General features: G+C 58.5%; 25 protein-coding genes and 2 pseudogenes. 13 read left to right on the forward strand and 14 right to left on the reverse strand.

The window, feature by feature from the left end; translation table 11 throughout:
• Nucleotides 1–550: 550 nt before the first annotated feature.
• The 4 genes from ACWTU9_RS22090 to ACWTU9_RS22105 all read right to left on the reverse strand — a co-directional run bounded on the left by ACWTU9_RS22090 (nt 551) and on the right by ACWTU9_RS22105 (nt 4,309).
• Nucleotides 551–1,138, reverse strand: coding sequence for a sulfocyanin-like copper-binding protein (locus ACWTU9_RS22090; protein WP_455860128.1), 588 nt, complete (start codon nt 1,136–1,138; stop codon nt 551–553).
• Nucleotides 1,139–1,238: 100 nt separating this feature from the next.
• Entirely contained in the window at nt 1,239–1,892 is a 654-nt protein-coding gene (locus tag ACWTU9_RS22095; protein ID WP_455860129.1) for a c-type cytochrome, read from the reverse strand.
• A gap of 173 nt (nt 1,893–2,065) precedes the next feature.
• Nucleotides 2,066–2,548 (reverse strand): DUF2127 domain-containing protein, encoded by a 483-nt coding sequence (locus ACWTU9_RS22100; protein ID WP_455860130.1) that lies wholly within the window; start codon nt 2,546–2,548, stop codon nt 2,066–2,068.
• A 1,401-nt stretch (nt 2,549–3,949) separates the two neighbouring features.
• Nucleotides 3,950–4,309 (reverse strand): ArsR/SmtB family transcription factor, encoded by a 360-nt coding sequence (locus tag ACWTU9_RS22105; protein ID WP_455860131.1) that lies wholly within the window; start codon nt 4,307–4,309, stop codon nt 3,950–3,952.
• A gap of 456 nt (nt 4,310–4,765) precedes the next feature.
• On the opposite strand from ACWTU9_RS22105, the gene ACWTU9_RS22110 reads away from it, so the two are divergent.
• From ACWTU9_RS22110 to ACWTU9_RS22120, 3 genes are read left to right on the forward strand one after another with little or no spacing between them, the layout of a single operon-like run.
• Nucleotides 4,766–4,954, forward strand: coding sequence for a DUF3606 domain-containing protein (locus ACWTU9_RS22110; RefSeq protein ID WP_454589225.1), 189 nt, complete (start codon nt 4,766–4,768; stop codon nt 4,952–4,954).
• Between the two features lie 4 nt (nt 4,955–4,958).
• Entirely contained in the window at nt 4,959–5,177 is a 219-nt protein-coding gene (locus ACWTU9_RS22115; protein WP_455860132.1) for a hypothetical protein, read from the forward strand.
• Between the two features lie 2 nt (nt 5,178–5,179).
• Nucleotides 5,180–5,401, forward strand: a complete 222-nt coding sequence (locus ACWTU9_RS22120; RefSeq protein ID WP_455860133.1) for a hypothetical protein — start codon at nt 5,180–5,182, stop codon at nt 5,399–5,401.
• Nucleotides 5,402–6,217: 816 nt separating this feature from the next.
• On the opposite strand, the gene ACWTU9_RS22125 is transcribed toward ACWTU9_RS22120, so the two are convergent.
• The 4 genes from ACWTU9_RS22125 to ACWTU9_RS22140 form a co-directional block, all read right to left on the reverse strand.
• On the reverse strand, nt 6,218–6,694 hold the full coding sequence (locus tag ACWTU9_RS22125) for a YciE/YciF ferroxidase family protein (RefSeq protein ID WP_455860134.1): 477 nt from the start codon (nt 6,692–6,694) through the stop codon (nt 6,218–6,220).
• Between the two features lie 539 nt (nt 6,695–7,233).
• Nucleotides 7,234–7,485 carry a GlsB/YeaQ/YmgE family stress response membrane protein gene (locus ACWTU9_RS22130; RefSeq protein WP_025583718.1) on the reverse strand — a complete coding sequence of 84 codons (252 nt, stop codon included), beginning with the start codon at nt 7,483–7,485 and terminating at the stop codon, nt 7,234–7,236.
• 129 nt (nt 7,486–7,614) lie between these two features.
• A complete protein-coding gene (locus ACWTU9_RS22135; protein WP_455860135.1) occupies nt 7,615–8,103 on the reverse strand; it encodes a DUF4112 domain-containing protein in 489 nt (162 codons plus the stop codon).
• The gene (locus tag ACWTU9_RS22140; protein WP_455860136.1) at nt 8,030–8,524 is read right to left on the reverse strand and encodes a YidB family protein; all 495 of its coding nucleotides are present in this window, start codon (nt 8,522–8,524) and stop codon (nt 8,030–8,032) included. The genes ACWTU9_RS22135 and ACWTU9_RS22140 overlap by 74 nt, the downstream gene beginning before the upstream one ends.
• 343 nt (nt 8,525–8,867) lie before the next feature.
• Here ACWTU9_RS22140 and ACWTU9_RS22145 point away from each other — a divergent pair, with 343 nt between their 5' ends.
• The 3 genes from ACWTU9_RS22145 to ACWTU9_RS22155 all read left to right on the forward strand — a co-directional run bounded on the left by ACWTU9_RS22145 (nt 8,868) and on the right by ACWTU9_RS22155 (nt 10,656).
• Nucleotides 8,868–9,431 (forward strand): hypothetical protein, encoded by a 564-nt coding sequence (locus ACWTU9_RS22145; protein ID WP_455860137.1) that lies wholly within the window; start codon nt 8,868–8,870, stop codon nt 9,429–9,431.
• An 81-nt stretch (nt 9,432–9,512) separates the two neighbouring features.
• A complete protein-coding gene (locus ACWTU9_RS22150) occupies nt 9,513–9,779 on the forward strand; it encodes a hypothetical protein (RefSeq protein WP_455860138.1) in 267 nt (88 codons plus the stop codon).
• 10 nt (nt 9,780–9,789) lie between these two features.
• Complete coding sequence (locus ACWTU9_RS22155) at nt 9,790–10,656, forward strand: transglutaminase-like domain-containing protein (RefSeq protein ID WP_455860139.1); 867 nt, start codon at nt 9,790–9,792, stop codon at nt 10,654–10,656.
• Between the two features lie 72 nt (nt 10,657–10,728).
• Here the strand turns inward: ACWTU9_RS22155 and ACWTU9_RS22160 are convergent.
• The 3 genes and pseudogenes from ACWTU9_RS22160 to ACWTU9_RS22170 all read right to left on the reverse strand — a co-directional run bounded on the left by ACWTU9_RS22160 (nt 10,729) and on the right by ACWTU9_RS22170 (nt 12,603).
• Nucleotides 10,729–11,471, reverse strand: a pseudogene (locus tag ACWTU9_RS22160) (class I SAM-dependent methyltransferase).
• Between the two features lie 40 nt (nt 11,472–11,511).
• Nucleotides 11,512–11,736: a DUF768 domain-containing protein gene (locus ACWTU9_RS22165; protein ID WP_455860140.1), complete on the reverse strand. Its 225-nt coding sequence runs from the start codon at nt 11,734–11,736 to the stop codon at nt 11,512–11,514.
• A 231-nt stretch (nt 11,737–11,967) separates the two neighbouring features.
• Nucleotides 11,968–12,603, reverse strand: coding sequence for a hypothetical protein (locus ACWTU9_RS22170; protein WP_455860141.1), 636 nt, complete (start codon nt 12,601–12,603; stop codon nt 11,968–11,970).
• A gap of 109 nt (nt 12,604–12,712) precedes the next feature.
• Here ACWTU9_RS22170 and ACWTU9_RS22175 point away from each other — a divergent pair, with 109 nt between their 5' ends.
• The gene (locus ACWTU9_RS22175; RefSeq protein ID WP_455860142.1) at nt 12,713–12,991 is read left to right on the forward strand and encodes a hypothetical protein; all 279 of its coding nucleotides are present in this window, start codon (nt 12,713–12,715) and stop codon (nt 12,989–12,991) included.
• Between the two features lie 116 nt (nt 12,992–13,107).
• Here the strand turns inward: ACWTU9_RS22175 and ACWTU9_RS22180 are convergent, their stop codons facing one another.
• Both ACWTU9_RS22180 and ACWTU9_RS22185 read right to left on the reverse strand, forming a co-directional pair.
• Nucleotides 13,108–13,389, reverse strand: coding sequence for a hypothetical protein (locus ACWTU9_RS22180; RefSeq protein WP_455860143.1), 282 nt, complete (start codon nt 13,387–13,389; stop codon nt 13,108–13,110).
• The gene (locus tag ACWTU9_RS22185) at nt 13,341–13,970 is read right to left on the reverse strand and encodes an ATP-dependent DNA ligase (protein WP_455860144.1); all 630 of its coding nucleotides are present in this window, start codon (nt 13,968–13,970) and stop codon (nt 13,341–13,343) included. Before ACWTU9_RS22185 ends, ACWTU9_RS22180 begins: the two co-directional genes overlap by 49 nt.
• A gap of 830 nt (nt 13,971–14,800) precedes the next feature.
• Between ACWTU9_RS22185 and ACWTU9_RS22190 the strand changes: the two genes are divergently transcribed.
• The 4 genes and pseudogenes from ACWTU9_RS22190 to ACWTU9_RS22205 all read left to right on the forward strand — a co-directional run bounded on the left by ACWTU9_RS22190 (nt 14,801) and on the right by ACWTU9_RS22205 (nt 18,548).
• The gene (locus ACWTU9_RS22190; protein ID WP_455860145.1) at nt 14,801–15,064 is read left to right on the forward strand and encodes a hypothetical protein; all 264 of its coding nucleotides are present in this window, start codon (nt 14,801–14,803) and stop codon (nt 15,062–15,064) included.
• 1,689 nt (nt 15,065–16,753) lie between these two features.
• Nucleotides 16,754–17,916 (forward strand): annotated as a pseudogene (locus tag ACWTU9_RS22195) (extracellular catalytic domain type 1 short-chain-length polyhydroxyalkanoate depolymerase).
• 110 nt (nt 17,917–18,026) lie between these two features.
• Nucleotides 18,027–18,332, forward strand: a complete 306-nt coding sequence (locus tag ACWTU9_RS22200) for a hypothetical protein (RefSeq protein WP_455860146.1) — start codon at nt 18,027–18,029, stop codon at nt 18,330–18,332.
• Between the two features lie 9 nt (nt 18,333–18,341).
• Nucleotides 18,342–18,548 (forward strand): KTSC domain-containing protein, encoded by a 207-nt coding sequence (locus ACWTU9_RS22205; protein WP_455860147.1) that lies wholly within the window; start codon nt 18,342–18,344, stop codon nt 18,546–18,548.
• Between the two features lie 112 nt (nt 18,549–18,660).
• Here the strand turns inward: ACWTU9_RS22205 and ACWTU9_RS22210 are convergent, their stop codons facing one another.
• Entirely contained in the window at nt 18,661–19,077 is a 417-nt protein-coding gene (locus tag ACWTU9_RS22210; protein ID WP_455860148.1) for a hypothetical protein, read from the reverse strand.
• A 443-nt stretch (nt 19,078–19,520) separates the two neighbouring features.
• On the opposite strand from ACWTU9_RS22210, the gene ACWTU9_RS22215 reads away from it, so the two are divergent.
• Both ACWTU9_RS22215 and ACWTU9_RS22220 read left to right on the forward strand, forming a co-directional pair.
• Nucleotides 19,521–21,917 (forward strand): FdhF/YdeP family oxidoreductase, encoded by a 2,397-nt coding sequence (locus ACWTU9_RS22215; RefSeq protein WP_455860149.1) that lies wholly within the window; start codon nt 19,521–19,523, stop codon nt 21,915–21,917.
• A gap of 47 nt (nt 21,918–21,964) precedes the next feature.
• The gene (locus ACWTU9_RS22220) at nt 21,965–22,543 is read left to right on the forward strand and encodes a c-type cytochrome (protein ID WP_455860150.1); all 579 of its coding nucleotides are present in this window, start codon (nt 21,965–21,967) and stop codon (nt 22,541–22,543) included.
• The last annotated feature ends 8 nt before the right edge of the window (nt 22,544–22,551 follow it).

Here is a 22,551-nt window from a genome sequence, read left to right on the forward strand (position 1 = left end):
GATCAGACCCATCGAACCAGCATGAAACGTTGAGCTTCGCGAAATGCAGGCACCGTGCCGCCCACCAGATTTTGTCCGTGTTTCCATGGTGACCAGCCGCGGCAAGGACGGGCGGTGGACGGCAAAAGGTGGTCAACATGATCGTTGGCCAGTCTTCGGTTACTGTTCAATCGTCGGTTACTGTTCAATCGTCGCTGAAGATTTTTGCTGGCATTGTTTCACTTTGGAGGGATGAGGCGGCACATGGCAACGCCAGCGAGCTCAGTACGGCAAACGCCGATGAAGCACTTCGACAATTGCTCCATATGTGCCAGTGGACCTCTAAAGAGTGGGATAGTCTTGTAAACTCCCTAGCCGCTGCTGTCGCCGGCGCGCGTTCTCGCTGTCCTACACCTGAAACTCGTCCGGCGCGCTCTGTGGCCAGCATTCGCGTCTCCGCGGCAATGCGGCTCCCCACTTAGGAACCGACATTTGATGCGGCCGTTCTCTGGACGCACTTCCCAGGAGGCGATCTCGCGGCGCCATGGCGCGCAGGCTTGCTCCGGCAGGCCTATGGACGTCCTGGGGGCTGTTCCTGCGGGAACTTGTCTTCATGGACGATTGCCACGGCCCGATCGAGGTTGCCTCTCACCTCGAAGCCGATCCAGTGGCCATCCATCAGGTGCGTTTGTCTCGGACAGGCGAGGAAATAGTTCCCCGCCTGCTGCGCAACAAAGTTGAGTTGTCTCCGCTCATTGATTTTAATCCCCTCCAGCGGGGTGGTGTACACTCCCCAGATCGCGTCCTTAGCCTTCAACTTCACTGGCATCTCTGACTGAGCATAGACCCTGGTCAGCATCAGGCCGTGCCAGAAATTGGAGGAGCCGTTGATGAATTCGATCTGCACCGACCATTGCTCTGGCACGATGATCGTGAGATTGCCGCCCCAGTAGCCGTTGAAGTCGATAATGTCGGTCCGGATATTGTCCCTGCGGTAGCGCTCGATTTGGTTCCAATCGGCAACAATCTCTATGGCCACCGCCTTGGCTGCGGGGTCGTTTTTGATCCAGCTCGGGACGAAAGGCTCCCCAGCCAATGCAATTCTAGGAAACAGTCCTAGGGCGAAGGTGAGAAGGACAAGGTGGGCAAAGCGCGCCATGGCAATCAGAGGCTCCTTCCTAGCGGGTGGCCGAGTGCAATGGAAACCTCGTCGGCCGCGAGTTGACTGGATCGGTGGATCGCCGACCCCGAACCGATCGTCAGAGGCCGGAAAGATAGTGAGCCATGGCAGCGATGTCTTCGTCCGACAAATTGCGCACCAAGGCCGTCATGCTGCGCATATTCGGGCGCTTGTTATCGTGAAAGTCGGAGAGGGTTTTGATCAGGTGGTCCAGCTTCTGATTTGCGACGCGCGGAGTGCTGGCGTATCCGACGAAACCCTCCCGGTGGCACGAGGAGGTGCACTTCTCCACGATGTCGAGCGCTTGGACGCGGTTGACGCTCGCTGCGTCGGCCGGGTCGCGGTAGGCGGGCCAAGGCATTGCGGAGAAGTAGGCCGCAAGCGCATGGATGTCGGCACGGGAAAGATTTTTCGCGATCGGGCCCATGAGGTCGCTTGGGCGCCCTCCATTGCGGAAATCTTGCAAATCTGTCAGCAAATTGGACTTGTGCTGGCCGGCTATGATCGGCACCTTCTCAACAACCGGCAGACCATCGGCACCGTGACACGTCGCGCAACGCCGGACCTTGTCGGCGATCCCCGGCGGCAGTGGCGCAGCATTGTTCTGCGCTCCAGCCGGCAGCGGATCGAGGGCTACGAGAGCGGCGATGACGAACGGAGCGAATGCGAGGCCCTCCAGATCAAGCTGAAGTATGATGCTGATCTTATCACGAGATGGAACCGAAGGCGACAACCCACCACCAGCAGGATGCCGCCAAGCAAGGAAGCGCCAGAAGCTTCACCGCTGCTGTGATCGCCGCAATCAGGAAACGCCAGCAGCGCCGGATTGCCGTCGTCAATGAACATGCCGACGAGCTCCTTGATGGCAAGGCGGACGATGCTCATCGGGCAGCTTATAATCCGTCGCTACGCTGGCCTGGGCCGCCGCATTATGCCCCATTCGTGCCAAATCAGCACCATGACGACCGCATCGAAGACGGTCAGTAGGAGCAGCCCCAGTGAGTGGGTATAGGAATAGCGGTAGACTTGGTAGACCATGAATGCGCCGAGCGCGACGAGAGAGGCCGGATACGCCCACAGCTTGCCGCGCAAAAGGCCTATAACCAAGAGCAGCTTTATGAGGCCATGGCTGAGGAGGTAGAAGGCGTAGAACTCCTTGCTGGCGACCGAGAAGTGGCTCGCCATCTGCGACAGATTGCCGGCTATGAAGTCATTCGGGTCTTCGATCAACTCATCCTGGGTGAAGGCATTGACCCACGATGCAATGGAGGCGGTGGTGACGATGTAAAGCAGCACCCCGCCACTACACTCGATCAAGGCATGAGCACCCTTAAGCCAGACGCTGACTTCAAAGATTTGATGAATGCGGTATTCGTCGAAAGCCTTCATGGGCAACCTCGCAGCCAATTAACGGAACGGACGACAAATGGATCAGCTACGTGCTACGTGCTCCTGCACCCCCGGCCAGAGCCGTTCGCGCATTTCCCGGTTCAATGTGATGAACGCTGAGCCGACATAGCGCCCTTGCCTCGCTCCGCCATCAGGGCGAACGCCGGCTTGCCCTGTTCGAGCACTTTGCCTTAGCCAGTTAGTTGAGTTTCCGCTTCGATATTTGCTGTCCTTGCGCTTCGAAACCATGCCCTCAACGGATGTCTGGCGGGATCAACTCGGCAAGGATCTCGCTCGGGTCCTCCAGTGCCATGTCGAGCACATTAAGATGCAATAAGTCGAAGGCGACAAAGTGCAGGTCGCGCTTAGTGATGGCTTTGCGTGCCTCGCGGGGGCATGAGCCGCTGAAAATGGACGCCTAGAAAGGCCGGCGCATCCCGAGGGACACGCGGGGGCCTGCTAAGATGCTTGCTGGGCGGCTCGGGCACGCCAAACCACAGGTCGACTTAGGTTCGCTTGGTATCGATCGTTGATACCAATCGGACGCCCGTGGCGTTGGTCAGCCAAGGACCATCCCAGCGAACACCACTGTAAACAGCAGTGATACCGGGACCGCTATAAGACAGCACAACTCGATGGTTTTTGTATCTTGCCCCTTGTCCATCTTCACCGTCTCGCTTTGTTTTGTTCGCTGTCACTCTGACGCTAACGGCTGCCCGACGGAAGCGGTTCCTCGCTGCTACCGTCAGAGATGCTGTCGGTGCTGTATATTAGCAACACCTTGACCACCCCAGCGCAAAAAGCCCGCCATCCTCAGGGCGAAGGTGACGGGCTCCTGCGATGCGTACAAAGAGCCCGCCGGCGTGGGGCCAGCGGGCAAAGTCTCATGGAGGCGCACTGGAGGAGTGGGCCAGTGCAACAAACCAATTTCGGAGGCGTAGGGATGTTCCAGGCATCCGGCAATTTGTCTTGGCCGCGCGGGCCGGCTATGCAGACGGAAACTGACACGCTCACTCACAGCCGGCGGGTCAATTAGCGCGAGCTTTATTAGTTTCGGAAGATTTTAACGAATCATTGACCGCGCTGTCCCAGAATGAGACGGCGCGGTCAAAGTGCCCACGAGGCTGCGCAGGCGGCTCCGGCAAACCAACCCCCCGCCGCAATGTCGGAGCCGCTCCCACCATTTGTTATACCAGCAATGGTTGAACCAACGGTTACGACACGGGCTCGCGGCTATCAACCTCCACAGTCCAATCGTCATTGCGCTTGTGCCATACGAAATCACAGCCGCGCAAAGCCTCCCGAAACGTCTCCGGGTCAATGCCCGCCGCGTTCGCCATTTCTGCGGCGTAGTTAGTTCGGCCATGTAAACGACGGCTCCGCTGGAAGTAGGTCGGGTTGTCAGGCCACACGCAATTTGCGCAGTCGTTCGGCGACGTAATGCCGTCCCGGCCCCTTGAGCGGCCTTCCTGACAACAAGAACCCGTCCAGCATGGAAAGCAGGTCGCGCACCGCGTTGGAAGAACAGAAATAGAAGACGGCCTTACCGTCGCGACGGGCATCGACAAGACCGAAAGCGCGAAGCTTGGCGAGATGCTGCGACAGAGCCGATTGGCTGAGTTGGACTTGCTTGGCAAGGACGCCGACAGGAACTTCGCCAGCGGCGAGATGGTTCATGATCAAAAGCCGTTTCTCATTACCCATTAATTCCAGGAATTCCGCGACGTACCCGGCATTGGCAGCAAGTCTTTTCGAAATCACCAGGTCAATGTCCTTTCCAAAGTCCGCAAAAAAGCCCGCTGAGCATGGAATTCTCTGCAGGCTTTTCGGGAACGCCGGAGGATTTGTGATCCGCGCCCCAGACCTCAATGCCGCGTCATTGATGAGGTTCCGTGTGGAATCAGAAAAGCCCGCTGCCGGACCTTGAGCGGTTAAACGGCAGCGGGCTCCGATGGCCCACGAGGCCGATCTACAGTGGGCAAGAAAGCCGTTCAGTCCACCGCAAGACGCCAGCTACGCTGACGCATAACGTGTTCCAACCGCGAACAAAAAAGCCCGCCGGGGAGAGGGCAGAGTTCTCATGGAGATGCACTGAATGCGCCAGTGCAACAAGCAATCAGCGAGAATTAGAGGCAGAGTTCCGAAGCCGCAAATTAGTGCGCCATGCAACAATTTCCCGATGACCACGTTCCCGCTAATCGCAGTGGAGGAATGACTATGGCCGACGACAAGAGCAAGACTGACAACCGGGACCGCAGCCAGGTTTCTGGCGACCAGGAATATGAGGTGGGCTACTTCGCCAGCAAATTTGGTCTCTCGATCCCGGAGGTTCGAGAGCTGATCGCCAGGCACGGCAATGACCGCGACACGCTTGAAGCCGAAGCTAAGCGACTGGGCAATCGATAACAGCATGACACGATATCAAGTCGTGGAACTGCGGGGCGACCAGGTGCTCAGCACTAACGTGATCGATGCACAGGACGCTCTGTCGGCGGTTGAGGAAGTTACCGGCAGGATCATCTCACCGAGAGCGCTGCAAGAGCATTGGTTCAGGGTTGTCGATGAAGGTCAAGGCACGGTGCACGAGTTCAGCATTGAGGAACACACGCCCGAGGAGTTCGTGAAATAGCAATGGGAAAACCTCAGACCAGCAACGACCCATGGTCGGACAGTCGCCCCTATGAGCTTGAAGCGTTCATGGAAAAGCACAACCTCTCAAAGGGTGCAGCCGAGGTGATTTTGCGGGCCAACGGTCCGTCCCACCACCGGTGCGACCATGCGGCAAAAGCCTACAACGCCGTTAAATTCGGCGACGCCGAGCTCAAGCCGTCGGCGCCGAGCATAAGGGGCTGAATCCGATGACGAAGCTGTCTGACCTCGGACCGCCCATCCCAGGCAAACTCCATGGGTCTGCCAAGCCCAACGCACACAATCACTTCTACCAGTGTACGGTTTGCGGCCAGCAAGTTGACATGCGCGACTTTCGGCAGGTGATGTGGCACGAAAAGCTAGATCATACCCCATTGGAGTTAGATTCCGTTGTGCGAAGTGATCTATCCGCGTGAAGTTCCGGGAAGAAAAACCCCGCCGGCCGGGAGCCAGCGGGGCAGATGCTGGGTGATGAACCCAAGGACCACTCGGAGGGGATCGAAGCGGCCAGAATAGGAACCTCGACCTCATCGTGTTGTTCCCAGCATATACAAAAAAGCCGCCGGTGTGAGCCAGCCGGCAGAAACAAGGAGCGGGCCCGTGACCAAGGCAGGACGCGGGCCCGGCCAAGTCTTGCGGACGTTGGCCAGCAGCAGTGCTGCCGCGTAGACACCCTATGGCCTTATATGCTGTTCCGCTAATACAAAGAAAAACCCGCCACCGTAATTCGGCAGCGGGCAATTGGGCTGAAGTGGCTGGAACGAGCCAGCAGGAGTCAACGAGCGGTGACGAAAGCCTGGCGAGTCTGAAGATGTCGGCAGGCTTTTTCGGGATCGTCGGAGGTGAATACCCGCGCTCCAAGCGCGACAGATTCCGCACAATCCTTTATCACCGCGTCCCGTCTTCCTGCCGCTCAGGCGCGTTGGTGTCGGCTGCAGATTTCATGGTCTTCATGCCGGCATCCGTGAACAATGGGGACATCTTTGCGGCATCCATCATCGAGCTCGAAGGACCGGGGGATCAATTTGTCCTGTTAATCGACGTAACCGCAAGGTTCGTTAGCTTGTTGTTGGTGGCTTTTTCCTGGTCGAGAATCTCGCTGAGCAACTTGTGCGCGTCATCATGCCCGAGATCCTTTGCCCATTCCCGCAGCGAGCCGTACCGGGATATCTCATAATGCTCGACTGCCTGACAGGCTGCCAGCAGGCCGGAATCGAGGGCCGTTCCTGACGCTTCCTCCACCAGTCCGTCGGCTTCCTTGATGAGGCCCTCTATCGCGTCGCACTTCTCGCCAGACGCCTTCTTGCCTATCGACTTGAACACCTGTTCGAGCTTCTTGATCTGTCCCTTCGTCTCCTCAAGGTGGTCCTCTGCTGCTTTCTTTAGTTTGGCGTCCTTCGCAGCCGCGGCCACCTTGGGCAAGGCCTTTGTAATCGCGTTCTCGGCGTAATACATGTCTTGGAGGGTGTGCTCGAAAATGTCGGCTAGAGTTTTCATTACAATGCTCCTTGCCCGAATTGGCTTCGGATGAAAGAGCGGGCGAGGCGAAAGGTTCCGTGCCCTTTCACGTGGGCACGAGACATCTTGCCCGGAAGTGGCGCTGGCTCCGAGTTACATTTAGCGCGTGGTCGTGTCGAACGGAATAGGCGCGAGTGATTTCCGCACCAAGAAGAAAAATTTCCGCCGGGCAGTAAACCCACAGCAGGATGACGAGCAGCTCCCGGCAGCCCCCACATGAGGACGCGATCGCGCTGGAGCCGATATACCAACCAATAAGCGAATTCCCCAGCGTGAACGGGGCAGCGGTCACAACCGCGCCAATCCCGTTCCCGCCGTTGCAAGCTTCGATTAGGCAAAATCTTGAAGATAGCGGCGAAGATGGCTGCGATCAGGACAAACGAAACGACCGCGTCGAATATGCCCAGGACGAATGCGCCAACCTCAATCCGAAGGACTAAGCGCTTTCAGAGGGCTGTGAAAAGGCGCGTGATCCCAGGATCACACGCCTAAATCAGGACGCGGCAAGACCGATTGGGTTAGCGTCTAATCATTCGGGCCACGGCAATCAAAATACATGCACCGATGAAGCCGGCGACAAGATAGCCAAGCCAGCCGGCCAATGATACGCCCAGCAGCCCGAGAAGGACGTTGGCGACGATGGCGCCGACGATCCCCAAAATGATGTTCATGAGCACGCCCATATTGCTTTTCATGAACATCTCTGCGAGCCAGCCGGCGATACCGCCGATGACGATAGCCGCTATCCAACCAACACCTGGATTTTCCATGTTTTCCCCTTCTCCTTGAACCGAAATTGGTTCGGCGGGAAAACGTGCGATAAACCAATAAGGTTCCTCGGGGTGATTACTGAGCTGCAATCAGGCAGTTCGCGTCGCCAGGCCCTGCCAACTTCCGCTTTACCGTTGGAGGTGGCGGCGTAGCAGCCTGATGTTGCGGTTGTTGGCCTTAAAATACACATCGAAGATCGATCCCAGAATAGGGACGCTACCTACAACCGTATCAAGCAATACGTTCCCTAACATTCTGGCGACCAAGGTCTTGCCAGCACCGCAGCTTCGGGCTCGCAATATGATGTAAACCGAAACGATGCCTGTCGCCGCATCTCCGAGTACGGGCACCAGACCCACCAGGGCATCCAATCCGAAACGAATTGATGTTCCCGGAACGCTCCAACGGGAATCGAGCAAGGCGGCCAACAAATCCAATTCGGCAACTACGCTTGCTGCCTTGGCACCCTGAAAGCCCTGCCCAGTTGTCCCAACTTTCGGGCCTGTACGCGTCCGCAGGTCTCCCCGGGGTATGGCCGTCACTCTAGACATTGTTTCGCCCAGCCGATTTGGCTTGCGTCTTACTCGGGGGCAGTTCGTCGAGCAGGGTTGTCTCATCGGAGCTTTGCGTAGGCCCGGGTGGCAGTTCACCGTTTGGCGTCATCTTGTTGACTGCCTCGGGCAAATCCCTGGTGATCCTGCTGATGAGTTCCTCGCGCGAAAGGCCGGTCTGCATCGAGAGTGACGTCAGCGTGTCATCGTCTATTGCCGCTTCTACGTCATTTGGCTCGATTGGCTGGTTCGGCCCACTGCCTACCCACGAGTCCACCTCCGATCCTGCCCCCGCACCTCGGAAGCGATCTAGGATATCGCCGAGCGCCGTCCCTGAGACCCCTTTGGAAAGCTGATCTAGAATCCCGCCTTGCCGGCCGTTTGGATCGCGATCTCCCGCCCCACGGATCATTTCGCCGATTTTGTCTCTATTTTGGTAGGCCAGAACGCCAAGCATCGCGATCGCCAGTCTTCCCAGATTCGCCATTGGTGCCTCCACCGTCAAAAGAGGAGAAGGGCTTAACCTTACAAAGGTTCCGCCAGCCACGACCTAATGCTTCTTGATCGCGATATGGGTAACGCGTTGAGTCATATGCAACGGCCATCGGCAACCTGTTAACCCGCTTCATTCTGTCGCCGGTGCTGCACGCAAGGACAGCAGCATGCCCTACTTGGCCATTTTCCAAACGCGCCGCGCCGCAATTCACTGTAGTTTCGGACGCAGGCATTGGGGGGCATTCATGACCCTTTCGAAAGGGGGCCGCACGACCCTCTGGAACCAAGACCCCCGAGTTCTGTTTTGACAGGGACAAAACCGAGGAGAACATCCGATGGCAGGCGCCGGTGAAGACGCTGATTTAATCGCCAGGCTCGCACATGAGCACGGCGTTTCCGACGACGCAGTCAGGGCTGTCCTTCAAGCCTTGCGCCGCGGCGGCGGAACCATGGCCCAGTTCAGCCATGCCGACTTCGGCGGAATGTCGCAATGGTCTTCCGGCATGACCATGGTCGGCGACATGTTCAACGACAGCCTTAAAGTAAAGCTCGATGCCATTGCGGGTGAACTGTCGAGGCACCTGCGCGAGCAACCTGCGGAGGACCGGGCCGATGAGCGCGCTGTCAGCTATCGCTCCGGGGCTTCTCGTCACGCCAGTTCATGGTGGCCCCAAGAGCTCGGTGATCCTTCATCTGTCGGATCTCAGAATGATATGCGCTACGCGGTGTTTCCCCTGAAACGTCGTCTTGTCATCGACGATCATGGCCGGACATACACATACGACACCGGCGACCACCAGATTTCCGGTGTGTCTCAAGCGCAGAGCACGGATTCCACGCTCACGTTCGTCAGCCAGCATGGCGTCGTGCGCGTCTCGGATCTCGCGCAGGCGAAATAAGCTCTGAGACGGCTCGTTCCTGAGATTGGACACATCGATGCAAACTGTTGCGATCGTCGATATCTCACAGCCCGATGTCCGATGGCCAGCTTTACGCCGCAGGCCTGGAAAATCATCAGAACGCTAGACCCTAAGAGTATTTTGGCGCCGATGAACGCACTGACTGTCTTCGGTTTTGCGCTGTGGCTGACCTTCGGCCTGATGAAAGATGAATCGCCCATCTTCATCCTGCAGAGGACCGTACTTCCAAAAAGCCAAGAAAGAAGCCGTCGCAGGCGCTGTCGACCAGCCAAGGCGCTCCGGCGATACTACGAGTTGATCTCCATTGGTGGTGCTCGGTTTGGATAGGACCTCTGTTTTGACCGTTCGATATAGATTGGGATGTGAACTCTCGTATGAGGTGAAAGCGCCCACGGTGTTTATTTTCAACCTGGAGGTGGCGCGATTGCTGCGACACCACGACTTGGTCGAACGGCTGACCGTCACGCCAGACCGTCCGCGTCGGACTTACACAGTTCCCGACATCCAGAATCGCTATATGAGTGTCTCAGCCCAGCCTGGCCCGCTGAAGGTCGTCTATGAAGCTGATGTGACACTCGACGTCTTTCGCGCCGATCCGGCAACGATTGGCGAGACCCCGCTCGACGCGTTCCCGCTCGACATCATGCCTTTCCTTCTGCCATCGCGGTTTGTTCCTTCGGACAGGCTGTCTGGATTCGCTAGCCGCGAGTTTAGCGATTTGCCGAAGGGGCACGGCCGCGTCACGGCAATTTGCAACTGGCTCTACGACAACATTGTTTATCGGCGCGGCTCTTCGAACGAACAAACCACCGCCGATGAGAGCCTCTTGCTCCGGGCGGGAGTCTGTCGTGATTTCGCCCACCTCGGCATCGCCTTCTGCCGTGCCCTCAACATTCCGGCCCGCTTCGTAAGCTGTTACGCCTATGGCCTGGAGCCACGGGATTTCCACGCAGTGTTCGAGGCTTATCTCGACGGCCGCTGGTGGCTCTTCGATGGAACGCGACAAGCCAACCTTGACGGGCTTGTGCGGATCGGCGTCGGCCGCGACGCGGCGGAGATTGCTTTCGCATCGCCATTCGGAGAGATCGAGGCCGGTCCGGTGAAGATCACCATCGACCACGCCGATGGATCTCCAGAGTTACCGGGTCGGACCACCGACGCCATCTCCACAGAAGAGCCGGCACCCAACGCAGGCGCAAACTGAGCCGCAGTTTCCCGAGAATTTGTAGCCGCGAGATCCGGCTTGATCGACGCCCGGCTCCGATCGCGGAACGCCTTATTTGACAGTGCCGCGACATGCCCACGCGACTGAAACGAATGACCTCGGCCCGTCCGGTCTGCCAGCCTCATAGGCGTCTCGGACGGCGGCATTTGCCTTGGTACGCATCGCTGGATCCAAGCCGGCGGCGTATTTACCTAGAGGCCCCTCTCCGGCTGTGATCGGTTCCCAGTAGTCGTCGAAAGACTGGTAATCCTTCCGGATCAGCAGTTGCGTCTGTTCGACGTTCTGAAGGCCTTGCTCGACGAAGCTTTGCATCATCTCATTGGGTTGCACCATGGGCTGGAAGCAATACCGGCTCCGCCATGCTCTCGCGTTCTCATCGACAACCGCGAGCGTGTCCAACATCATGCGCATAACCGGCATGCCGCCGAGATGGTCCCAAACGGCGGCTGCGACGACGCCGCCTGAGCGCGTCACCCTACGCATCTCACCAATCGCTCGCCCCGCCTCCGGAACGAAGTGCAACACCAGCAGTGCAAGTGATCGGTCGAAGTAAGCATCCTTGAAAGGCAGCGCTGTCGCATCGCCTTGCTGGATATGAATCCGTGCATCTGTGTTCAGCCTGTTGGCCTCCTCGACGAACACCGGCGAGAAATCCATTGCGGCAATCTCTCTCACGTTAGCAGACCGAAGGCTAGGCTGCCGGTGCTACAGCCTACGTCCAGGATGCGCTCCCCATCTGCCAGACCCGCGAAGTCAATAAACAGAGGAGCAAGCTGTTTGCTCCACCGGCCCATGAGCTGCTCGTTCTGTCGCTGGCGAGCACGGGAGTTGGCGTCAGTCCGCCAAGCCTGAGTTATGGTAGTGAACTATGGCATCGAGAACGGCCTCATAGATGCTGCCGTTGTCTTCCGTGATCTCTGCGGTGCTGATCCCCTGCTTTTCGGCATCTCGAAACAGTTCTTGGGTCGCGTTTGCCACTGAAATAATGTCGGACCCGGCCAAGGTCGGCACGTTGTCGATCAGCCATTGTTGCAAGAAGTCGGTGCCGCGTGTGCTCATTTCACATAAGCTCGCTGCATACATTAGGTTCCGCTACTTGACGCCAGCGTGGGCCGCTCCAGAGTCTTGGGCATGGCTCGGGCATATCAAAGTAGGCGATGAGGTTGCTGTCACTGCCATTGGGCGCGCGCGGGTGACGTCCGATCGCATCAGCGTGACCATCCCTCCCACGCCTTCCCACATTCGGTTGTCGATATGGCAGTTAGCCGACACTTATCGCCGGGCCGATCATCAGCGTAGAAGCCCGGCTATGTCGAACTCATCCCAATCGCGTAGGTCAGAGCCTGTTTCCTCATCTCGACTGCGGTCTGAGTGGTCTGATCCACGGGCTTTTTTGCGGGCGCGCTTCATGGCCGCCTGCCCTGCAGCACGCCGCCTGTTTTCGGCGGCCGTTGCAATGTCCTGCTCTCGCCACAGCGAAACCAGATCGCGATCAAGCACATCTTCAATATGCCGTGGGTCGAACACGTGAAAGGTGATCTTCCTGGCGCGGCCGCGCAATTTTACCATTCGTGTCCCGGCGCTTTCAAGGCGGCCATCCTTCAGCCAACGGTGCCGTTCGCCCGCCTTGATCGTCAAGATGTCCTCGACTTCGCGGGGGATCACCGGCAGCTCCTCGATGTCTTGCATCGCATTCGATATGATCGCGCGCGCGTCGGAGACGTCAGCTTCAACGCCTTCCGGTAGGCGCAAGGTCAGCACTCGGGATTCGATATTCAGCAACTTTCTCGCCGCCATTGGAAGGCGTGACCGCACCTCCAGGAAAATACCCCTCGCCCGCACCGAGGACCCTAGCGTGGCGCCGGGCGTCAGAGGCCACTCGCCGACCAGCTTCGCAGTTTCGTCGATTTTTCGCCGTTGAGGCATGGCTATCCCGAATTAAACAACTTTGCGTTTGCTAGAAACCTTTCCCAAAAACCGGCGTTGGGGGAGCACGGGTTGCCATAATGGCTGACCCTTTTGGGAGGAATTTGACATGAACCTTAAAAAACTGGTTTTCGCTGCGATGGCCCTTGCAATGGTTTCGGGCTCCGCAGTCGCAGGAAGTACGTCTGCACTCGACGATCCGGCGAAGATGTCTCCCTTCTTCACGGATGCCGGCATGAAGACCATGAAGTCTGAAGCCGAAGCGAAAGCAGCTTGGGCGGCCATGTCCCAGGAAGACCGTGATGCCATTATGAAGGACTGCGCCGACGCAACTATCGCCAAGGCGCACGAAAATTTCTGCAAGGTGGCAATGATGATGGGGAAGTAGGCCTTTCAGCAAAAAAAGCTCGCTGACCCCGTCGGCGGGCTTTCTCTCGCCGAGAGGTGATGGGTATTCAGCGAGCGCGCACATGGCGCGCTCGCTGATCCATCGGGCAAGAGCCTTCAATCGTTTTCCCAAAAATCCAGCAGCCTCGCATGGCGAAGTCTCTCTTCGCCCTTCAAGGTCTTCACCCGACCGACAAGCCCGGGTTTCAGCCACTCGGCCTTGTCCCTCTTGTGGCCTTTTGGCACCGGGCCGCCTACCTTGCCCTGGACGCGATCCCACAGCGCTTGCCGTTTGTCGGCCTTGAAGGCTACGAACGCCCCGCCCTTGTAGTGGCCGCTTTCAGCCATGATCACTTGCGCCGCTTTGCCGCGCTCGCGTTGCACCCCAATGATGTCCATCTGCTTTTCCTCGAAGCATTTGATTTTGCGCCAGGCGGTCGTTTTACCGCTTTGGTATGAAGTGCCCTTGAGCTTCGAGACCATGCCTTCGAGCCCAGCCTTGTCGACCAGGGATAAACAGCGTCACCAGTGCCGGGCATGGCTTCGCTGAACTGGATGCGCCCGCCGGTCGGAACCAGTTGTTGAAGTATCTCGCGGCGGTCTTCCAAAGGCATCCGGCGCAGATCATGGCCGTTGAGGAATAGCAGGTCAAACGAAACCAGATAGATGTTCGGCGACGGCCGGCGCAGGCCTATGATGGCTTGCAATGCGTGGAAGTTGGAAAGGCCGGCCTTATCGATCATTATGGCTTCGCCTTCGAGGATGAAGCTTTGCGCGTCGATCGCCGCCGCCTCTTCGGCGAGATACCGATATCGGGCTGTCCAGTCGAAGCCGTTCTTCGTGTAGAACCGGATGCCGTCTTCGTCGCTGATGACCTGCGTGCGATAGCCGTCGAATTTGATTTCGTGGCTCCACCCGTCGGCTACCGGCGGCGCGTCGAATAGCTCAGGCTCCATCGGCGGAATAAACTTGAGACGCATACACCCATACCCGCAACCCGTGATTCAATTAGTTTTAGCTAAAATAGTTCCGAACCGGAACTCACGCTGGTTCCGGTAAGAGAAAAAGCCCGCTGACCGAAATCAACGGGCTAGTTGAGGGCATGGACGCACTGAATGGGCCAGTGCAGTGACAGAATTTCGTCGGTGCCGAGAGGTTCCAGACAACTGACAATTTTGTATTGCACGCCGGCTCGCACAGGGCGGGAATCGGCGTGCATGCATCAGACGACCACGTATTTAGGCAGCTTTGTTAGCAAACTCGCCGGGTGAAGACCCCCACGACCTCAAACCCGGCGAGCCTAACCTGATCAGAGTATGCGATCAAGACCGGGATCAGCCGGCAAACGTTTATCAGCAAGTTTGATGCCGCCGCTTCTTTCCCGAATTGGCACGGGCACTGCTAACATCCGGAGATCGAGCCAACACCGTTCGAAGCGGCTGCGCGAGCCAGTCGCCGACGCTCGACGGCCTGCCAAGTCTTTTCGAAATCATCAGACCCATGTCTTGGCCAACATCAATCAAGCATTACCCGCCGGATCGTATTGCTGCTCCATAAAAAGCCCGCCGCCGGACCTTGAGGGGTTAGACGGCGGCGGGCTCCGATCGTCCACGGAGGCCGATCCACAGTGGACAAGAAAGCCGTTCAGCCCACTGCACCCTTGCAAACATCAGCGTTTCATTCTGGTTCCCGGCTCGACGTAAAAACCCGCCGGCCGAAGACGGCGGGGGCTCGTAAGTTGCGAGCCGCTCTATGATCGGCACGGGTTGGGAATGAGATTGGCGCCAAGATTCATAGCAAAGCAGCTTTCTTGGCCGGCTGGGATCGGTGGCTCGTCCGCGCCGGGATGAACCGGGGCAATGCACGGCTGAACAGCTACGCTCTCGATCGGTTACAGTTGGTTGCTGAAGATCGAGTGCTGGAAGTCGGATTAGGTGGCGGCGCAGCAATGGACCGGATGAATATGCCAGTAGATAGCTTCACCCCACGTGAGCCGGACGAGATCATCGCTGCATTGCATGGTGCGGGGTTCAGCCAGACCGAGATTCGAAATCCGAACTTGGAAACATCATAGGTTGTCGCGACAGGTCTGCGCTCTGTCCCCTTAAGGTTCCCGGGGGAGCATCAGCCCCGCCGACTTAAGTCGGCGGGGCTGATGTTGGGTGATGGGAACAACCCAAGGACTGTTCGGAGGGACGAACCGTCATATTAGGAACCTCGACCTCATGCAGTTGTTCCCTCGCATAAACAAAAAAGCCCGCCGGCGTGAGCCAGCGGGCCTGGTCAGACACCTACAGCCTCAAGGGGCCGATGAGGCGGAGGCGGGTCACCGATGCACTAGGACTTGCTGTCACAGTAGAGAGCCGGTCCGCTTTGTCAGTACAGGTTTTTGATATGTCTTCTTCATTCGCAGTGCTCCTCGCGTTAGTAGCGGGCTATTCGGGCTGGACCGGGTCGGCGCCCGATGGTGCAATTTGCGCCGTCAGGGTGGAGAGCCGCCCGCGCTTGTTTAGAACTGGCTTCTGATAATTTTTCTTCGTGATGGTCCCGGTTCGCCCTAGTGGCGGAAAATGCCTTGGGGTCACGCGGGGTGTCAGGACCACGAACCTGCCCGCCGCCATGAGGTGGCGGCGGGCTAGTGGGCAGCGCTTGATGGGAACCGGCGCGTAGCAACAATAGCTCGATCGAGAAAAGTTCCTATCTGGCCGACGCGACTTCGGTGGTTGCACAATTACGATCCCACCGGCCGGTGACCAACGCAGCCGGCCATTTCCTCGATCGCAGCTGACACCTACCACCCGGGTGGGGAACGTTTGATACTTTTAGCCGTTACAGTACATCGTACACAGGATGTGCTTGATGGTGATGTTCCGTGATCCAGCATGCAGGCAGGTGGCCGAGGATGGTCATCTGTCAGCCGACGAGAAGCTGTCGATACTTATTCCAGCCTTAAATCACCTGGAGTTGAGACGGACGACGTCGGTCCCGGCCAAAGCTACGGAGGTGTTGGCGGGTCAGGCTGGCGGCGCACTGCTAGCCTTTCTTCGATCCTCGATCTCCCGTTTAAGATCCGGGATCACGTCACGGCTGGTGTAGACAGCTCCCAAGTCCCGCCGCGGCTTTTCAAGCCGGCGACCTCGCCGCGCTCGCAAATCCATCTCTGCCGGCTCACCGTAAATTGGCGGCAAGCGTCTGGATAGCCTTATTCGTCTCGCTGATCCGGCTCTGGTTAAGGCGCGTGGTCTCGCAGCTGCACCACAAATGCGAGAGGCGGTGGCGGCTCCGATGCAACTGAATATTTTGTGGACGCGCTGTTCCGGCCAAGCGATCCCGTGAGGCTGGCGGCACCAGGGGCCGAAGGTGACGCCGCTGCTGCCGCGCAAGCCTCGCACATCCTTGTTGCAAGCTCAGCCGTCGGCGAGGTCTCCGCGGCCGATAAAACCTACCTTGGCCAAGTCGTCGCAGCGCGCACAGACCTTTCCTGGGCGGACGGTATGGCCCGGGTCGATGCCGCTCGCCCAAGTGGAGCAGGCGAACATTCCCCCCGCAGAAGGCTGCCGACACGGCTCGAAAAGTCGGCGCGACCTTCTCCTTGTTGGGTGAGCTATCTCTCATCATCGGGGCTTTCATCGCCAGTGCCGTCGCGGCACTGGGAGGTAGGTAGCGCCACGACGTCCTGTTATTGTGCAGTGCAGCAACGATATTGGTGCGAGCGCGTTACATCTCACGCCCTTCAACGCCGGGCGTCGAAAGGACGGGCCACATGCGAAGAATTTCCGATACGATCGCCCGCCTCAGGGCGCTACGCGTGCAACATAATATGCATCCCATCTCTTTCACATCCGCCGATCGCCTCTCCCTCCTCGATAATTTCGGCTCCAACCCCGGCGCGTTGCAGGCACGATACTATCGGCCAGTTGACCTCCCGGATGCCGCGCCGCTCGTCGTCGTACTGCACGGTTGCACCCAGAACGCCGCCGGCTACGACTCCCACTCCGGGTGGTCCAACTCGCCGACGAGACCGGTTTCGCGCTCCTCTATCCCGAACAGCAACGCGCCAACAACCCGAACCTCTGCTTCAACTGGTTCCTGCCTACAGACACTGCGCGCGATCATGGCGAGGTCCTTTCGATCCGGCAGATGGTCGAGACGATGATCATTCTCCACCGCCTGGACCGACAGCAGGTATTCGTTACCGGTCTTTCGGCCGGCGGGGCCATGGCCGCGGCGATGCTCGCCAACTATCCTGAAGTGTTCGCCGGCGGCGGCATCATTGCCGGCCTGCCCTTCGGATGCGCGACAACCGTTCCCGAAGCGTTTGATCTCATGCGCGGCCACGGTGGCCCGTCCGACCAAGAATTGCAGCGGCTTCTCCGGAAAGCCTCCAAGAACAATGGGCACTGGCCAAGGCTTTCGATCTGGCAGGGGTCCGCCGATCGCACTGTGGCATCCGTTAACGCGGAGTCCATTGCTGCGCAGTGGCGCGGCGCGCACAAACTCGACAAGGCGCCGACCCATTCGACGAGCGAGCGTGGACGAAGCAGGCAGGTCTGGGTTGACGAGGCTGGAGAAGCGAAGATCGAGGTAAATATCATTGCAGGGATGGGCCACGGTACGCCCGTTGGCGACGGCCTCGGCAATGCCGGCCCTTACATGCTTGACGTCGGTATCTCTTCAACCCGGGAGATAGCGCGGTTCTGGGGTCTCGGCGATTCCGACGACGCGAGCGCTAGATCCGCTTCGCCACGGTCAGTTACGCCAAGGGTCGAAACGACGCAACCAACATCTCATCTTCGGGCAGGGCCTAAGGAACCGGCGAAGGCCAAGCCTGCGGAACCGGCTCTAAATGACTTGCAAGGACCGCAAGCTCGAGCTGTAAAGGAGGTGATTGAGGATGCTCTGCGCGCGGCGGGGCTGATGCGGTAGGCGTAGCACTCAAGCCTTGCTCTCAGTGGATGTCTGAGCGAGGCCCACCTCTTGCACAATGGAACGCCGTCGACTTCGTAAGCGTTGACTGTCATTCAGCGAGTGGCCGCATGCACCTTGTTCAAATCCTGCTTCCCCGAGCCGACACCGGCGGCCAGCCTTTCCCGCGGGAAGATTTCGATCGGGTCAAGGAGGAACTGGCAAGTCGTTTTAAAGGCGTTACGGCTTATCTGCAGGCGCCTGCAGAGGGCCTGTGGCAGCAAGGCACGGAATCCGACAGAGACGACATCGTCATCTTCGAGGTGATGACGCAGGAAATCGATCTGGCGGACTGGCGCGATCGCCGCGTGGAACTCGAACGAAGATTTCGGCAGGACAAGGTTATCATCCGCTACATGCCGATGGCGCTCGTATAGGGTTGCACTATGCCTTCGACGTCGATCCGCAGAAGCGAATACGATCCCGACAGCGAGGTTCTCTCCCTGTGGTTCGTTGCGAGCGGCAAGCACTATGACTACGAGGGTGTCCCTGTGAAGGTCTACACCTCATTCCGAAACGCCTTCGCGAAAGGCCGCTTCTTCAATGACCACATCCGGGACCGGTTTCGCTATCGACTGATCTCGGACGATTAGCGGACTTCCGGGCCTCCGGCCTTTGGCGCGCCCAGCAGGCTAACCAGCCCTGCACTCGACGCGCATCCCTCTCCGATGCGAGGCTAGCCGTGATGCGACTCACGTGACTGCTTCAATGTTGGATGCGAGCTTGCCTTTTCATGCGGTTTCGCTCAGCGCTCACTAGCTCGTCCTCGCCTTCAAGGCCGTTGAGGAAAAGCTTAAGGATATGGCGTGCGATTGTCTGTGCCTGCGGGCTGCTAAGTGCAACACCATTTTCTGCGCAGGCTGTCCGACAGACGCGGGCGAGCATCTCCAGTTTGTCGGACATGACGACTTGACCAGGAAACAACATGGGTTTCTTCTCGCCGAAAAGTGCATTGGACGCTGGCAAGATGACTCCGCCTGCCCCTTGAGTCTTTAAAAAATGATATCGGCAGGCCGCTTTCATTCGAAATAGACGTTTGCGGATTTGAAAGTTTGGAAGGTGGTAATTTTCCCGCCCGCTCCGCCCGCCCTGGTTGCGCGCGCCGGCTGCCGAACGAGCCAAGGGCACGAACGTAGCATTAGAGATGCAATCTCAGGGACGCGTGACCATCATCCGCGCCTCGGCTGGTCGTACCCTTCCGGGCACCGAGCAGTGTAAACGCGGCCATGGCGATCACGGTACCTCCATTGCCCGCCCCCGCTGGCGTGCCCGTCTACCGGGCCGGGTCCCGCACCGGGGGGCGTGTCCTGATAAACGGGAGAAATGTGCACACAGGAGCGCCGATCAACCCTGAAGGCGTCAATTAGGAAGAAGGGACCTAACAAGCCGATCCGGCGTGGAACCGTCTGCCAAATCGCTAGTTCTATGAGGGCGGTCTCGGCAGACTGATCAACAGCTGGATCAATCCAGTTTGCTTTCGAATGTCGCTCACTTGCCGGCGGGTATCGCGTCAATCTGGGTGAGACCAAGTGAGGTCTCGCGTTGTGGTGCGGTGAGGCATAAAAATGACACCGAAAACAAAGTCGGCCACCATCAAACCCTACAGCGGGCCGGCCGGTGGCTGGGGGTCGGCGAAATCCGTCGCCTCGATTATCACCAGAGAACACGTCCCTTTAAAAGGGCCGAAACTGCTTTCGGTTCAGAACAAGCCCGAAGGCTACATGTGCGTTAGCTGCGCATGGGCGAAACCTTCCCAACCGCACCCGTTAGAATTCTGCGAAAACGGTGCCAAGGCGACGGCTTGGGAAATCACCTCCCGAAGGGCTGACCCTGCATTCTTCGCCAGGCATACGCTGAGCGACCTGGAGCGGTGGCCGGATCACAACCTCGAGGAAGAAGGCCGGCTGACCAATCCAATGCGCTGGGACCCAGCCACCGACAAATATGTCCCGGTGAGTTGGATCGACGCATTCGACGAGATCGGCAGAGAACTGCGCGCTCTGGATCCGCGCCAGGTCGACCTCTACACCTCCGGCCGCGCTTCGCTCGAAACGAGCTACATGTACCAGTTGTTTGCCCGCATGTACGGCAGCAACAATTTGCCTGACAGCTCCAACATGTGCCACGAAAGCTCTTCGGTCGCGCTTCCCGAGAGTATCGGCGCGTCTGTTGGCACCGCAATCCTTTCGGATTTCGAAAACACCGATTGCATTTTCTACATCGCCCAGAATGTCGGAACGTCGTCGCCTCGCCTGCTGCATGATCTTCAGGATGCCGTAGATCGAGGGGTGAAGATCGTCACGTTCAACCTGCTGCGGGAACGCGGACTGGAGCGCTTCGCCAATCCGCAGTCCCCGTCCCAGATGCTCACCGGCAAAGAGACGAAAATCTCGTCGGAGTACTATCAGGTGAACAATGGCGGCGACATCGCCGCATTGTTCGGCGTTTGCAAGGCGCTGATCGAAGCAGACGATGCCCTGAAGGCATCCGGTCTGAGCGCCGTCGCGGGAGATGACGGCAAACCGAAGGACCCTGATAACGCGGCCATGGTCGCCTTCGCAGCCTCAATGGCCTCCGCCGACAAAAAACACGTGCTCGATCATGACTTCATCAAGGAACATACGGCCGGATACGACGAATTCGCTCAGGCCGCACGAACACACCAGTGGGGCGAACTGGAACGTGTTTCGGGGCTCACTCGCAATCAGATGATGCGGGCAGCGGCGACCTACGCGAAAGCGAATTCCGTCCTGATGGTCTATGGCATGGGCCTGACCCAGCACCTGATGGGCGTCCAGAATGTTCATATGGTGTGCAATCTTGCGCTCCTGCGCGGCAATATTGGCAAGCCCGGAGCAAATATCTGTGCCGTCCGAGGTCATTCCAACGTTCAGGGACAACGGACTGTTGGGATCACGGAGAAGCCCGGCCTGGCGCCACTCGACAAGCTCGCCGAGCTCTATGAGTTCGAGCCACCTCGCTGGACCGGGCGCTCGACGGTCGAGACGTGCGAAGCAATCATGAACGGCCAGTCCCGCGCATTTATCAGCCTGGGCGGGAACTTTCTGAAAGCGGTACCCGAGACCGCCGCCATGGAGGAGGGATGGCGCAAACTGCGGCTGAGCGTTCAGATAGCAACCAAGCTCAACCGCAGCCACGTCCTGCATGGGGAGATCGCGTACCTGCTGCCTTGCCTGGGACGCATCGAGGTCGATGAGCAGACGACCGGCCCACAGGCCGTCTCAGTGGAAAGCTCGATAGCCCATTTCCATGGCTCACGCGGCAAGACAAGGCCCGCAAGCGCTGAACTTTTGTCGGAGCCAGCCATCGTCGCCGGCATCGCCAAAGCCACGCTCGGTCAGACAAAGGTTCCATGGGACACTTGGGTCGGCAACTATGCGGAGATCCGCAACGCCATAGAGCGCACTTACCCTGAAACGTTCAAGGACTTCAACAAGCGGCTTTTCAAGCCCGGTGGGTTCGCCAGGCCGCTGCCGGCACGCGAACGCAAATGGGTAACGCAAAGCGGGAAAGCAAATTTTATCACTCCTAATAGGCTGTTTCCGGAATTGTCGACAGCGCGGAGCAAGGATGTCCTGCATCTCGCAACACTTCGCTCCAACGATCAGTTCAACACCACAATCTATGGCTACAGCGATCGGTTTCGTGGGGTCAATGGTACCCGCCAGATCGTCTTCATGAACCCTAATGACATTGAGCGCCTGGGTTTCGCGAACGGCGAGACGGTCGATCTCACAACGGCCATCGATGAGACCACCGTGCGCATGATCTCAGGATTGAGGATCGTTTCGTACAATATCCCGAAGGGATGTTGCGGCGCCTACTATCCAGAGGCAAACCCGCTCTTCCCCCTGGCCCACCACGACCCGAAGTCGAAGACGCCTTCATACAAGCTGTTGCCAGTCCGGCTTAGCCGATCGCAGTTAACTCCAGATAGTTGACCCCCTTGTGGGAAGAGGCCCCCGTGTCGGAGAGGGTAGTCGAAAATTTGAAGCTCGCATTGGTGGCCGGGGGGCTTTTGCTCTTCATATGTGCGGGCGGCCTGCTCGGTTGGCTCCGCCAACCGAGAGAGCTTCGTCTCGACCCCCCTGCCGCGGCCGACCTTGACCAGTTTCGGCTTATGCACAACGGCATCAGCGGAACGCCGCCGCAGAGTTACTTCGCGCTCGGCAAGCCTTACGAAGCGGACGCTTATAATCTTAGCCAGGGCAAGCGTCTCTATTCGTGGTTTGGATGCCCCGACTGCCACGGCGACGGGCGGGGCGGTGTCGGCCCGAGCTTTCTTGACGGCTGGTGGCTTTACGGGCCTGAGATGGTTTCCATCGTCGCTTCCATCCGGGACGGCCGGCCACACGGCATGCCGTCTTTTCGGGACAAAATGACGATCGAGCAGATATGGCAGCTCGCCGGATATGTGCAAACGATCGGCTCCTATACGCCGAAAGTGGCGGCCCCCAGTCGCAACGATGACAAGCACAGCCGCCCGGCGGAGAATCGCGGTCCAGCAATCATCATGTTCGATGAGGGACCCACCGGCGCTCACTTTGACCAGGGACCCTCGCCTTGAGACTCGCC

It is taken from the genome of Mesorhizobium sp. 128a (assembly GCF_053848025.1).

What these genes read in the sequence shown, in the direction of transcription:
- ACWTU9_RS22090 (WP_455860128.1), bottom strand. Translation starts at nt 1,138, where the DNA reads ATGGCGCGCTTTGCCCACCTTGTCCTTCTCACCTTCGCCCTAGGACTG.
- ACWTU9_RS22100 (WP_455860130.1), bottom strand. Translation starts at nt 2,548, where the DNA reads ATGAAGGCTTTCGACGAATACCGCATTCATCAAATCTTTGAAGTCAGC.
- ACWTU9_RS22110 (WP_454589225.1), top strand. Translation starts at nt 4,766, where the DNA reads ATGGCCGACGACAAGAGCAAGACTGACAACCGGGACCGCAGCCAGGTT.
- ACWTU9_RS22115 (WP_455860132.1), top strand. Translation starts at nt 4,959, where the DNA reads ATGACACGATATCAAGTCGTGGAACTGCGGGGCGACCAGGTGCTCAGC.
- ACWTU9_RS22120 (WP_455860133.1), top strand. Translation starts at nt 5,180, where the DNA reads ATGGGAAAACCTCAGACCAGCAACGACCCATGGTCGGACAGTCGCCCC.
- ACWTU9_RS22125 (WP_455860134.1), bottom strand. Translation starts at nt 6,694, where the DNA reads ATGAAAACTCTAGCCGACATTTTCGAGCACACCCTCCAAGACATGTAT.
- ACWTU9_RS22130 (WP_025583718.1), bottom strand. Translation starts at nt 7,485, where the DNA reads ATGGAAAATCCAGGTGTTGGTTGGATAGCGGCTATCGTCATCGGCGGT.
- ACWTU9_RS22135 (WP_455860135.1), bottom strand. Translation starts at nt 8,103, where the DNA reads ATGAGACAACCCTGCTCGACGAACTGCCCCCGAGTAAGACGCAAGCCA.
- ACWTU9_RS22140 (WP_455860136.1), bottom strand. Translation starts at nt 8,524, where the DNA reads ATGGCGAATCTGGGAAGACTGGCGATCGCGATGCTTGGCGTTCTGGCC.
- ACWTU9_RS22145 (WP_455860137.1), top strand. Translation starts at nt 8,868, where the DNA reads ATGGCAGGCGCCGGTGAAGACGCTGATTTAATCGCCAGGCTCGCACAT.
- ACWTU9_RS22150 (WP_455860138.1), top strand. Translation starts at nt 9,513, where the DNA reads ATGGCCAGCTTTACGCCGCAGGCCTGGAAAATCATCAGAACGCTAGAC.
- ACWTU9_RS22165 (WP_455860140.1), bottom strand. Translation starts at nt 11,736, where the DNA reads ATGAGCACACGCGGCACCGACTTCTTGCAACAATGGCTGATCGACAAC.
- ACWTU9_RS22170 (WP_455860141.1), bottom strand. Translation starts at nt 12,603, where the DNA reads ATGCCTCAACGGCGAAAAATCGACGAAACTGCGAAGCTGGTCGGCGAG.
- ACWTU9_RS22175 (WP_455860142.1), top strand. Translation starts at nt 12,713, where the DNA reads ATGAACCTTAAAAAACTGGTTTTCGCTGCGATGGCCCTTGCAATGGTT.
- ACWTU9_RS22180 (WP_455860143.1), bottom strand. Translation starts at nt 13,389, where the DNA reads ATGGACATCATTGGGGTGCAACGCGAGCGCGGCAAAGCGGCGCAAGTG.
- ACWTU9_RS22185 (WP_455860144.1), bottom strand. Translation starts at nt 13,970, where the DNA reads ATGCGTCTCAAGTTTATTCCGCCGATGGAGCCTGAGCTATTCGACGCG.
- ACWTU9_RS22200 (WP_455860146.1), top strand. Translation starts at nt 18,027, where the DNA reads ATGCACCTTGTTCAAATCCTGCTTCCCCGAGCCGACACCGGCGGCCAG.
- ACWTU9_RS22205 (WP_455860147.1), top strand. Translation starts at nt 18,342, where the DNA reads ATGCCTTCGACGTCGATCCGCAGAAGCGAATACGATCCCGACAGCGAG.
- ACWTU9_RS22215 (WP_455860149.1), top strand. Translation starts at nt 19,521, where the DNA reads ATGACACCGAAAACAAAGTCGGCCACCATCAAACCCTACAGCGGGCCG.